Raw genomic sequence first — 11,484 nt, forward strand, 5'->3', positions numbered from 1 at the left:
GCTCCTCGCAATGACGGCGGAGCGAGTGACCCCTATTCGCTCTTCAAGATCTTGAACACGCCCGAGGCCATCGCGATCACGCGAGGTCCGGCCGTGACCTCGGTGGTGATGAACACCAGGCTGCGGGTGATCCGCACCACATGCGGCCGCGACACCAGGGTCTCGCCGATCTTGCCGGACTCGACGAAATGCGTGTCGAACTGGATCGTCGCCATGTGCTCCTTGCCTGCGGCGTAGCGGGCCGTCATGCCGCAACTGCGGTCGGCCAGCGTCATGATCACGCCGCCCTGGACCAGGCCGCGGCGGTTGTGGTGCTTGTCCTCGGTGACGATGGCGTACTCGTGGACACCGCCGACGACCCGCTGCCACAGCGGGCCGATCAGATGCAGGAAACCGGAGGTGTCGACGATCTCCCAGCCGTCGGACGTCATCCTGGCCGCGGCCGATTTCGTCATCGCTGAAGACCCTTCCCGTTGTGGCCCGAGCCGGCCTGGAGGTCGTTTCATCTGTCGCCGGCCTGGTGTAGTCAAGCTGCATGCCGATGCCGTTCGACGATGCCACCAGGCGGAAAATCGCAAGCTGCTGCGCGGGCTTCGTGCGGCTGGAGGCGACTGCGGCGGCGGCCTCGCTGAAGCGCGCGGCGGTGGTGATCGCGCTGGCCCCCCACCACGAGACCGGCAACACGGCGCTGCTGCTCACTCTGCGTGCCGCAGGGCTGCGCAGCCATGGCGGGCAATGGGCGCTGCCGGGCGGACGCTGCGACGCCGGCGAAACGACGGTCGAGGCCGCCCTGCGCGAGCTCGCAGAGGAGCTCGGGCTGATCCTGGCGCCGGACGCGGTGCTGGGCCTGCTCGACGACTACCCGACACGGTCGGGCTATCTGATTACCCCGGTCGTGGTATGGGCGGGCGATGGCCGCACGCTGCGACCGAATCCGGACGAGGTCTCCTCGGTGCACCGGATCGGCCTGGATGCGATCACGGCGGACGACGCGTTCGACTTCACCGTGATCCCAGAGAGCACGCGGCGCGTGATCCGCTTTCACGCCCGCGAGGGCCTCATTCACGCGCCCACCGCAGCGCTGATCTATCAGTTCCGCGAGGTGCTGTCCGGCCGCGACACCCGGGTGCATGAGCTGGAACAGCCGGTGTTTGCCTGGAAGTAGCCGCCGTTTCGGCTACAAGGGCGGCATGCTTCATCAGCCGATTCGCACGCTTGTCCTGATTCTCGCCTGCGCCGTTTCGGGCGCGCCGCCTTTGCTCGCCGCGGAACCCGGCTCACCGGTTGCACCGCGCGATGCCTTGGCCCAGATGGCCTCGCCCGCCGCGATCGCGGAGTACCAACGCAGGCTCGCCGAATATCAGCAGGCGCGGGCGGTGTTCGACCAGGAGGCGGGCGCCTATTGGAAGGCGATCTCGGACAAGCGCCGCATCCGCAACGCCAAGCGTCGCGACCGCCAGCCGATCGGGCTCGACGACTATGTGCTGGAGCAGCCGCCGGTCTACACGGGGCCGAAGCGGCCGGTGAACCCCGAGCCGGAACCTGAGGGCGAGCCGCGCGAGCGCAAGTACATCCCCGTGGTCGCCGACCTCGTGAAGGCGGCACAGGAGCATTTCCAATGGTCGCCGCAGCGCCCTGCCAACGACATCGATTTCAAACGCGCCTATGCGCGCTTCGCCGCGGCGTCGGGACTGACGCGCGAGCAGGCGGTGCGCGTCTATGCCTTCGAGACCGGCGGCAACGGCAAGCACGACTCGCAATCGGGCTTCAAGGGCAACCGCGCGATCTCGACCGCGATCGGCTACAATCAGCTCTTGACCACCAACAGCGTCGAGCTGCTGGCCGAGCAGGGGCCGCTGTTCATCCGCCTGCTCGGCGAACGCGTGGCTCGGACGTCCGGCCCGGCACGCGGCGCGATGGAGCACAAACTCGCGGTCCTGAAGAAGATGGTCGCGATTGCGCGCTCCGTGCCGGACGACTGGTCGGCGCATGAGAAGATCGGCAACACGCCGCAAGGCTGGGCCATGCATGCGATGGTGCTCGACATCGACGTCGGGCCGATGCTGCAGACCCACAAGCTCTTGACCTCGGTGCTGTTCGCACGCGCCAAGGGCTACACGCGGCCGCTTTCGGCCGCCGAGCTCGAGATGATGAATCTCACCGGCGACGGCACGGGCTTCGACATGGTGACGATGCCGCTCGAGATGCGCGATCAGGTTCCGACCGCCAACTTCTTCCAGCGCGGCGGCTACGAGCGCAATCCGGTCGCCGTTCGCCACAACACCGTGGCGAAGCTGCTTGCGGTGACGGATTCCAGGATGGACTCGCTCAGCAGCCTGCCCGGCGCCAAGGAGCTGGCGGCCGCGTTCTGAGGCTGCGCTCGCTCGCCCTTACTCATCCGCGCCGAACGAGAAGCTGCCGTCGCCGTCGAGATAGGGGGCCGTCCGCATGTAGAGCTGACCGTTCTGGCCGACGAAGAACAGCGTGCCCTTCGGTACCTTCTTGGCGCCCTTGAGCAACATGTCGGCGTTCTTGGTGCCCATCTTGTAGGCGAGCGTCCGGCCATCCTTGCCATAGGCGTAGCCCATGTCGGGCTTCAGCTCCCACGGCTCCGGTGGTGCCGCGCGCACCGCGCTGGTCAGTGCACCCAGCGCACCGAGGGCGATCAGGGCTTTCAGAACCAAGCTCTTCATGTCCTCCTCCAATCGATGTCGTCTCGAACAAATCACGAACGCTGACGCGACGTCAACGTCGCCCCGTCGCAGTGCAGTGATCGTTGGGCGGATTTTCCATTCGCCGATCTCGCGATTATCCTGCAGCGTGGTTTAGAAACATAGGCCAAGAAAACAATTTGGGGATGATTCGGATGAGCCTTGTCACGAAGATCGGTTGGGTTGCGGCGTTGTCGCTGGTGACGTTGGCATCCGCCCGGGCCGACGACTTCAAGCTGTCCAACAACCAGCGCATCGCCTGCAGCCGCGGTCTCTCCGCCGGCAAGCTCAATACGGCCGTCTGCAAGTCCTACGCCTACCTCTTCAACGTGAAGACCTCGGAATATTTCCGCTGCCAGGTCTCACTGTCGCTGACCCGGGACAACAAGGAAGTCATCAACGTCCAGACCGACGGCGGCTGCACCAGGAAGCCGCGCGTGTTCGACACCGATTCCAAATATGAGTTCGATGCCACCGAGACCGAACCGGCGAACACCAACTCCTTCTTCGGCAATGGCGGCTATTCGATCTGGGTGGCGGATACGACCCAGCAGAAGGTGCGCGGCTGCATGACGATCTCGTCCGGGCTCGGCTCGGACATCTCCAAGTGCCTCGACATGACGTTCCAGTGACCGGCGGCCTTGCGAGCGAGGCGGTCCGCCCCTCTGGGCTGCACCTGCGGTTCAAGCTGGTGATACTGTCAATGTAAGATTGAACGCGGGGCGCATCGGTCCCGGCCTCGCGCCGTGGGAGCGGAGAGGCTGGTGCGCCAGTCTTTCGGATGGGTTGACCCCGCGCCCGCAGCCGTCCAATTTGCGGCAAAATCAATGGGAGGATCCATGCGCTTCTCGAAAATCTCTGGCACTGCAACCGGTTTCATTCTGGCAGCCGCCTGCCTGCTCGCGGCGCCAGCGGCGCAGGCCCAGAGCTTCATCAACGTGCTCACCGGCGGCACGTCGGGCGTCTACTATCCGCTCGGTGTCGCGATCGGGAAGATCTACGGCGACAAGATCCCCAATGTGAAAACCCAGGTGCAGGCGACCAAGGCCTCCGTCGAGAACCTGATCCTGCTGCAGCAGGGACGCGGCGAACTCGCCTTCGCGCTCGGCGACTCCCTGAAGGCCGCCTGGAACGGCGAGGAGGAGGCCGGTTTCAAGTCCAAGCTGGACAAGCTGCGCACGATCGGCGCGATCTATCCGAACTACATCCAGATCGTCGCGACGGCAGAGTCCGGCATCAAGACGCTGGCGGATCTCAAGGGCAAGAGTCTGTCGGTCGGCGCGCCGAAGTCCGGCACCGAGCTCAACTCGCGCGCGATCCTCGCCGCCGCCGGCATGAGCTACAAGGATCTCGGCAAGGTGGAGTATCTGCCGTTCGCCGAATCGGTCGACCTGATGAAGAACCGGCAGCTCGGCGCCACCTTGCAGTCGGCTGGCCTTGGCGTCGCATCGTTGAAGGATCTATCGACCTCGTCGCCGATCACCGTGGTGTCGGTGCCGAAGGAGGTCGTCGACAAGATCGGGCCCCCGTTCGTCGCGGCGACCATCCCGGCCAACACCTATACCGGCCAGGACAAGGACGTACCGACCGCGGCCGTGATCAACTATCTCGTCACCAGCTCGGCGGTATCCGACGATCTCGCCTACCAGATGACCAAGCTGATCTTCGAGTCGCTGCCGGAGCTCGCCAATGCGCATGCCGCCGGCAAGGAGATCAAGCTGGAGACGGCGGCGCAGGACAGCCCGGTGCCGCTGCACCCCGGCGCGATCCGCTACTACAAGGAAAAGGGCATCCTGAAATAAGGACGCTGCTCGCCCGGCCTGCCTTGTAGGCCGGATCATTCGCAACCGGCTGCGTGGGAAACATTCCGCGCAGTCTTGTCGTTCAGGTGATTGCGGCCATGGTCAGCAGCGCCTGATGGGCGCGTTGGGGGGATCATGACGATCGAAGCCGTGAACATGGAAACGCCGGTCAAGGTCGAGTTCGACAATTTCGAGCACGGCTTTCCGGAAGGCTTCGGCCCCGGCCGCTGGGGCTATCTCGCCTACGGCATCGGGCTCGCCTTTGCGATATTCCAGCTCTACGTCGCCGCCTTCAACTATCTGCCGAGCCAGGTCGTGCGCGGCGTCCATGTCGGCTTCCTACTGCTGCTGACCTTCGGCCTGATCGGCAACTTCACCGCCAGGACCGACGCCGGGCGCATCGCGGGCTGGACCATCGGCGCCATCGGCTTCCTGTGCGGCCTCTATCAGTGGATTTTCTATGCCGACCTGATCGCGCGCGACGGCGATCCGACGCGCACCGATCTCGTGGTCGGAACCCTGCTGGCGGTACTGATCTTCGAGGGCACGCGCCGGCTGATGGGACTCGCGCTGCCGCTGATGTGCGGCGCCTGCCTGTTGTACTGGTTCTTCGGCCAGTATCTGCCGGCGCCGCTCAACCATCGCGGCTATGATTTCGATCAGGTGATTACACACCTCTCCTTCGGCACCGAGGGCTTCTACGGCGTGCCGATCTACGTCTCGGCGACCTACATCTTCCTGTTCATCCTGTTCGGCTCGTTCCTCGAGCATGCCGGCATGATCCAGCTGTTCACCGACGTCTCGCTCGGCCTGTTCGGTCGCACCCGCGGCGGTCCTGCCAAGGTCGCGGTGTTCGCCTCCGGCATGATGGGCACGATCTCCGGCTCGGGCGTCGCCAATGTCGTCACTGTCGGCCAGTTCACGATTCCGCTGATGATCCGGTTCGGCTACCGCCGCGCCTTTGCGGCCGGCGTCGAAGCCACCGCGTCGATGGGCGGACAGATCATGCCGCCCGTGATGGGCGCGGTCGCCTTCATCATGGCCGAAACCCTGGGCGTCGACTACTCGGTGATCGTCAAGGCGGCGGTCATTCCAGCCATTCTCTATTTCGCCTCGGCGTTCTGGATGGTGCATCTGGAGGCCGGCAAGCACGGCCTGACCGGCATGAAGCCGTCGGAGATCCCGAGCGCCTGGAAGGCGCTGGTGGCGCGCTGGTATCTCGTGCTGCCGCTCGCCGCGCTGGTCTACATGCTGTTCGAGGGTTTCACGCCGCTGTATGCGGGCTCGATGGGACTCGCGCTGACGGTGGCGCTGATCCTGGGCACCTCGATCACCATGGGCTTCTCCAACCAGGTGCTGCGCTACGTCTTCTGGATCGGGCTCGCGCTCGTCGTCGGCGCGCTGTCGCGCAACGGCCTGCAGATCATTCCCGTCGCCTCCGTCGTCGTTGCGCTCATCGTCATCACCGGCTTCGTGCGCGGCGGAATGGGCACCTTGCACGCCTGCCGCGATTCTCTGGCTGAAAGTGCGAAGTCGGCGCTGACCGTCGGCATGGCCTGCGCGATCGTCGGCGTCATCATCGGCATGATGACGCAGACCGGCGTCGGCTCGATCTTCGGAAGCTGGGTGATCGGCCTCGGCAAGACCAGCCTGTTCGCGGCGCTGATCATGACCATGCTGCTGTCGATCCTGCTCGGCACCGGCATCCCGACCATCCCGACCTACATCATCACCGCGGCACTGGCGGCCCCCGCGCTCGCCAAGCTGGGCGTGCCCCTGATCGCGAGCCACATGTTCGCGTTCTACTACGGCATCATGGCCGACCTTTCGCCGCCGGTCGCGCTGGCCGCGCTGGCGGCCGCCCCGATCGCCAAGGAGAATCCCGACAAGATCGGCTGGGAGGCGATGCGGATCGCGCTCGCCGGCTACGTCATTCCGTTCCTGTTCGTCTACTCGCCCGCGCTGATGCTGCAGCCGGGTGACCCGATGGAGACGCAACTCGGCTTCATCGGCGCGGTGGCGTATGCTTCCGTCAAGGCGCTGATCTCGATCGGCCTGTTCGGCATGGTGGCGATCGGCTTCCTGTACGTGCGCATGACCCTGGTCGAGCGCCTGCTGGCGTTTGTCGCGTCCGTCTGCCTACTCGGCGAATTTCCCTACAGTGACGTGCTGGGATTTGCCCTGGCGGTGGTGATCGTGGCGTGGCAGTGGCGGCAGCGGCCGCCGGCTGCCGTGGCGGCGTCCGCTTGAGCCTCTGCCTCGCCTCATCAGGTGTGGTGAAGGCGCTGACCCTCGCCGGCTTCACCTTGGCCTGGACCCACTCGGTCGAGAAGACCGCGTGGCAGGAGGACTGGCGCGTCACGTCTGACGGTCTCGAACTGGTGCAGGCGCGCGTCAAGGGCTCCGGCGCGGGCATGGAGCCGCCGCCGGAGGCGCGGCTGGTCGACGGCTGGTTCCAGTGGCAGACCCAGCGGGGGCCGCTGTCGCGGATCGTGCTCGCCAATTCCGGCGCGGCCGGCGAGTGGCGCATCTGCGCGGACGGGCAATGCCGGACGCTGTCGGACATCTTCGGCCATGACATCGGCGCAGCGACCATCACGATGAGCGCCTGTACCGAATAACGAATAAGCGACGGGAGAACACGATGGATCGTCTCAGGGGCAAGGTGGCGCTGGTGGTCGGTGCGGGCTCGATCGGGCCGGGCTGGGGCAACGGCAAGGCCACGGCCGTGACCTTTGCGCGGCAGGGCGCCAAGGTGTTCTGCGTCGACCGCAACAAGGACGCCGCCGCGGAGACCGCCTCGATCATTTCAGGCGAAGGCGGGCAGGCCGAGGCGTTCACCGCCGACGTCTCGAAGGCCGTCGAGGTCGAGGCGATGGTGAAGGCTTGCGTTGCCGCCTATGGCCGTATCGACGTGCTCGACAACAATGTCGGCATCGCCGAGATGGGCAGCGTCGTCGATGTCGAGGAGGCCGAGTGGGATCGCGTGTTCGCGGTCAACCTCAAGAGCGCCTATCTCGCCATGAAGCACGTCATTCCGGTGATGATCGGGCAGGGCGGCGGCTCCATCATCAACATCTCTTCTGTCGCCTCGATCCGCCAGGTCGGCATCTCCTATGTCAGCTATGGCGCCAGCAAGGCGGCGATGAACCAGATGACGCGCACGACCGCGGTCGAGTTCGCGCCGAAGCACGTCCGCGTCAATGCGATCCTGCCCGGGCTCATGAAGACGCCGATGGTCGAGCACTCAGCGGGGCTGGCCGCGAGCTACGCCAAGGGCGATGTCGAGGAGATGTGGCGCAAGCGTGATGCGCAGGTGCCGATGGGGCACATGGGCGACGCCTTCGACGTCGCCAATGCCGCCTTGTTCCTCGCCTCCGACGAGTCGCGCTATGTCACCGGCACCATGCTGGTGGTGGATGGCGGGCTGACCTGCCGGAGTTAGGTCTCGCCGCGCGCGTCATTGCGAGCAACGCGATGTGTCCGCCGTCGCTCGAAGAGCGAAGGCGGAAGTCTCCAGGAAGCCCTGGATTGCTTCGTCGCCTTCGGCTCCTCGCAATGACGCGTGTTACAGGAGAGATCAGCGCTGCGGCTATTGCGCCATCGCCAGCATGCCGCCTGCAATCGCATGCCACGTCGAGGTCATGCTGATCGGCCAGTTCAGGAGCTTCACGGCGATCAGCGCCAGCCCGCCATAGACGTAGACCGGGTGGACGCGTCCGAACGTGCGGCGGTCGTGGACGATCGCGACGACGAGCAGCAGGTAGGCGACGAAGGCCGGTGGGATCGTCACGAACACCGGCGGCGGGCCGAGCGGGCCGGGCGGCGCCAGGAATGTCAGGAACCAGCGCGCCACGGCGGCGTCGAGCAGCGAGATGCCGGCGAGCAGCATCAGCCGCTTGTGCGTTTCCGGCCGGCGCAGATGGACAACCGCGAGCGCAAAGACCACGGCGAAGAAGGCGATGCCGCTGAGGGGCACGATGGCAAAGGCGATGCCCTCGTTGGCCTGACCCATCGCCGCGGAGCGCTTCATCGCCTCGATGGCAACGAGGAAGCCAAAGATCGTCATCGCCGTGGCGAGCGATACGCCGAAGATGCCGAGCGAGCGGTGCCGCGCCGTGCGTCCGGATGCGGCAAGCCAGCTCTGCAGCGCGAAATACAGAGTCCAGGCGAAGAACAGGAAGCCATGGAAATGAATCACGGGCGCGCCGGAGAATGAGCGGCGGGCCAGTGGCAGCCAGTAGGTCGGTGCGAAGCCGATGATCGCAATGGCCATGCAGGCCAGAGCCATGTTGAAATAGAAATAGCGCGCAGGGGACGCAACGACGCCGCGTGCGCGCGAATTGTCGGTCAGAATAGTCATGCGGTTGTGTCTGCGGGGACCGCAACAGGTTCAAATGGCGACCGAGGACGTCGCCGGGGTGCGCATCCACAACATCTTGAGGGAAATGCGCGGCACGATCACGCGCATTTCAGTCGGGGCCGCAATCCGCTCGCGAGCGCCCGTTCGCAAGGGTCGCCTTCTCCCGGAAAGGGACTGTCGCACCGCTGCTGCCGCTGTATAGTTGAAGTGCCGCGGCGGCGATTGCGCCCCCCGCGCGCCGTGCCGGATCGCCCACGACCTGAGAGAGCCATCTGCCTTGACCGCTTCCGTCTCCTCATGGGCTGCTGCCGATCGCCGGGATGGGGTGCTGCGCCTGGCCGCGCTGGTCACGCTCGGATGGCTGGTCTCGACCCAGGCCCATGCGGTCGGCGCGGCCGAGCCCGGCAAGGAGCCGGCGGTGGATGCTGGTGCCTGCATGGCGGCCTCGGAGGCGCACGATGGCGACAAGGTGCTCACCGAATGTGGCGCCGTGATCGACAATCCCAAGGCCGCGAGGGTCGATCGCATCAACGCACTGATCGCGCGCGCCTCGATCTTCATCACCAGGGGTGAGATCGATCGCGCCATCGCCGATTACGGCGTGACCTTGCAGCTCAACCCGACGCTCGCCAGCATCTTCAACGCGCGCGGCGAACTGCATCGCAAGAAGGGCGACCGTCCGAAGGCGCTGGCCGATTTCGCCGCGGCGCTGCGGCTCAATCCGGATCACGCCAGCGCCCGCAGCAACTACCACGCACTCGCAGTGGAGCTCGAGCGCCTGGGCGCGCAGATGGCCGTCGCGGGCCGGCCGAGCTTCAATTGCGCCACGGCGCGTCGCGCCGTGGAGAAGGCGATCTGCGCCGATCCGGAGCTCGCCAATCTCGATCGCGAGATCGACGGCGCGCAGGCCCGCGTCGTTCGCGAGGCGGCCGGCCCCGCCGCAGCCCGCGCCCTGCAGCGCGAGCAGGACGCGTTCATCGCGCGGCGCAACGCCGGCTTTGGCAAGCCCGGCTACGATCTCAAGAAGGCGATGCAGGACCGCCTGCGGCGGCTGAACGGCGTCGACGGCTATTAACCATCGGCGTGGCCGCTTGAACCGGGTTCCGGCCGGAGACGACAACGGGGGAGATCAGCGTCTCACCAGCAACAGTCGAAATTCGAGCCGAGTCCATGCCGATGCACGCTTTCATTCGTTCGATTTCATCCTGCTCATCCTACCTCGCGCTGGGTCTTGCAGCCGGTCTTGTCCTTGGCCTCGGGGCCCAGCCTGCATTCGCCGCGGACCCCGAATGCGCTTTGGGCAGCAAGGCGCCCCCGTCCGAGCTCATCACCGCCTGCTCGACCGCAATCGAGCAGGCATCGAGTTCGCCGAAGGATCAATCCATCGCCCTGGTTGCCCGCGCCGACGCCCGCGCGCGTACCTCGGGCGGCCTGACCCAGGCCCTGAAGGACCTCGACCGTGCCATCGCGCTCGACGGCAAGAATGCGCGCGCCTATCGGCTGCGTGGCGACCTGATGCGCGAAGCCGGTGGCGATGCCGGCAAGGCGGCGGCCGATCTGAGCATGGCGATCTCGCTCGATCCGAATGACGCCGAAGCCTATGAGCTGCGTGGCGTTGTCTATACCGAGCAGCGCCGTCTCGATCGCGCTCTGGCCGACTACGACCAGGCGATCCGGCTGAAGCCCGACTACGCGCAGGCCTTTGCCGACCGCGGCGTCGCCTTCTACCTGCGCGGCGACAACGAGAAGGCCGTGCGCGACTATGATGAGGCGATCCGGCTCGACCCGAAACGGCCGCGCACATTCACCAACCGTGCCGCGGCCTACAAGAAGCTCGGCCAGTTGGACAAGGCGCTGGCCGATGACGACGAGGCGATCCGGCGCGATCCGAAGGTGTCGGAATATTACGACAATCGTGGCCTCACCTACGCCGCCATGAAGGAGTACGACAAGGCGATCGCCGATTATGATCAGGCGATCAGGATGGAGCAGCGGGCAAATTTCTTCACCAACCGCGGCGATTCCCATCAGTTCAAGGGCGAGCTCGGCGCGGCGCTCAGCGACTACGACGCCGCGCTGCGGCTCGATCCGAATTTCGCGCTCGCCTACAACAACCGGGCGGTGCTGTACAAGAAGATGGGCGAGCGCGCCAAGGCGCTGGCCGACTACGAGGCCGCGCTGCGGCTGGATCCCGGCAACGACAATGCCATCGCCGGCCGGCGCGTCATGCTGGCCGAGATCAAGAAGTTCGGCGCCGAGCCGCCGCGTCCGTTGAACGCGCCGTCGGAGCGAAGCGGTCCGTCGTTCGATTGCGCCACGGCCGCGCGCGAGGTCGAGAAGGTCATCTGCGCCGATCCGCAGCTCTCGGTGCTCGATCTCGGCATTTCCGAAAGCTATGCCCGGCGCTTGAAGTCCTCCCGCGGCCGCGCCGCTGCCGAGCTGCGCGGAACGCAGCGTGACTTCATCGCGGAGCGCAATGCCCGGTTCGGCAAGCCCGGCTACGACCTTCGTCTAGCCCTGCAGCGTCGCCTGGATACCCTCCGCGATGGAGCGCATTGATCCGGCCCGGAAAATGGCGCGAACGTCCGGGTCTGCCTGATCTGGATCA

12 protein-coding genes are annotated in these 11,484 nt (G+C 65.9%); 9 read left to right on the plus strand and 3 right to left on the minus strand.

The window, feature by feature from the left end; genetic code table 11:
* Positions 1-32: 32 nt before the first annotated feature.
* Complete coding sequence (locus ACQR1E_RS28215) at positions 33-455, minus strand: PaaI family thioesterase (RefSeq protein ID WP_315716316.1); 423 nt, start codon at positions 453-455, stop codon at positions 33-35.
* An 80-nt stretch (positions 456-535) separates the two neighbouring features.
* On the opposite strand from ACQR1E_RS28215, the gene ACQR1E_RS28220 reads away from it, so the two are divergent.
* Together ACQR1E_RS28220 and ACQR1E_RS28225 are read left to right on the plus strand one after the other, a co-directional pair.
* Positions 536-1,165, plus strand: a complete 630-nt coding sequence (locus ACQR1E_RS28220; RefSeq protein ID WP_315751410.1) for an NUDIX hydrolase — start codon at positions 536-538, stop codon at positions 1,163-1,165.
* A 25-nt stretch (positions 1,166-1,190) separates the two neighbouring features.
* Positions 1,191-2,372, plus strand: a complete 1,182-nt coding sequence (locus ACQR1E_RS28225; RefSeq protein ID WP_434871647.1) for a hypothetical protein — start codon at positions 1,191-1,193, stop codon at positions 2,370-2,372.
* Positions 2,373-2,390: 18 nt separating this feature from the next.
* Here the strand turns inward: ACQR1E_RS28225 and ACQR1E_RS28230 are convergent, their stop codons facing one another.
* Entirely contained in the window at positions 2,391-2,693 is a 303-nt protein-coding gene (locus ACQR1E_RS28230; protein ID WP_315716313.1) for a hypothetical protein, read from the minus strand.
* A gap of 173 nt (positions 2,694-2,866) precedes the next feature.
* Between ACQR1E_RS28230 and ACQR1E_RS28235 the strand changes: the two genes are divergently transcribed.
* The 5 genes from ACQR1E_RS28235 to ACQR1E_RS28255 all read left to right on the plus strand — a co-directional run bounded on the left by ACQR1E_RS28235 (position 2,867) and on the right by ACQR1E_RS28255 (position 7,958).
* Positions 2,867-3,343: a hypothetical protein gene (locus ACQR1E_RS28235; RefSeq protein WP_315716312.1), complete on the plus strand. Its 477-nt coding sequence runs from the start codon at positions 2,867-2,869 to the stop codon at positions 3,341-3,343.
* 207 nt (positions 3,344-3,550) lie between these two features.
* Complete coding sequence (locus ACQR1E_RS28240; RefSeq protein WP_315758862.1) at positions 3,551-4,513, plus strand: TAXI family TRAP transporter solute-binding subunit; 963 nt, start codon at positions 3,551-3,553, stop codon at positions 4,511-4,513.
* Between the two features lie 156 nt (positions 4,514-4,669).
* Positions 4,670-6,763, plus strand: coding sequence for a TRAP transporter permease (locus tag ACQR1E_RS28245; RefSeq protein ID WP_315826740.1), 2,094 nt, complete (start codon positions 4,670-4,672; stop codon positions 6,761-6,763).
* The gene (locus ACQR1E_RS28250; protein WP_315716310.1) at positions 6,760-7,134 is read left to right on the plus strand and encodes a DUF1850 domain-containing protein; all 375 of its coding nucleotides are present in this window, start codon (positions 6,760-6,762) and stop codon (positions 7,132-7,134) included. The genes ACQR1E_RS28245 and ACQR1E_RS28250 overlap by 4 nt, the downstream gene beginning before the upstream one ends.
* Positions 7,135-7,157: 23 nt before the next feature.
* Complete coding sequence (locus ACQR1E_RS28255; protein WP_315716309.1) at positions 7,158-7,958, plus strand: SDR family NAD(P)-dependent oxidoreductase; 801 nt, start codon at positions 7,158-7,160, stop codon at positions 7,956-7,958.
* A 147-nt stretch (positions 7,959-8,105) separates the two neighbouring features.
* On the opposite strand, the gene ACQR1E_RS28260 is transcribed toward ACQR1E_RS28255, so the two are convergent.
* Complete coding sequence (locus tag ACQR1E_RS28260) at positions 8,106-8,876, minus strand: hypothetical protein (RefSeq protein ID WP_316175709.1); 771 nt, start codon at positions 8,874-8,876, stop codon at positions 8,106-8,108.
* Positions 8,877-9,201: 325 nt separating this feature from the next.
* Here ACQR1E_RS28260 and ACQR1E_RS28265 point away from each other — a divergent pair, with 325 nt between their 5' ends.
* Together ACQR1E_RS28265 and ACQR1E_RS28270 are read left to right on the plus strand one after the other, a co-directional pair.
* A complete protein-coding gene (locus ACQR1E_RS28265) occupies positions 9,202-9,951 on the plus strand; it encodes a tetratricopeptide repeat protein (RefSeq protein WP_434897872.1) in 750 nt (249 codons plus the stop codon).
* A gap of 101 nt (positions 9,952-10,052) precedes the next feature.
* Positions 10,053-11,435, plus strand: a complete 1,383-nt coding sequence (locus ACQR1E_RS28270) for a tetratricopeptide repeat protein (protein ID WP_434897873.1) — start codon at positions 10,053-10,055, stop codon at positions 11,433-11,435.
* Positions 11,436-11,484: the final 49 nt, after the last annotated feature.

Source organism: Bradyrhizobium sp. HKCCYLRH1030 (assembly GCF_051168395.1).
Classification (GTDB): domain Bacteria; phylum Pseudomonadota; class Alphaproteobacteria; order Rhizobiales; family Xanthobacteraceae; genus Bradyrhizobium.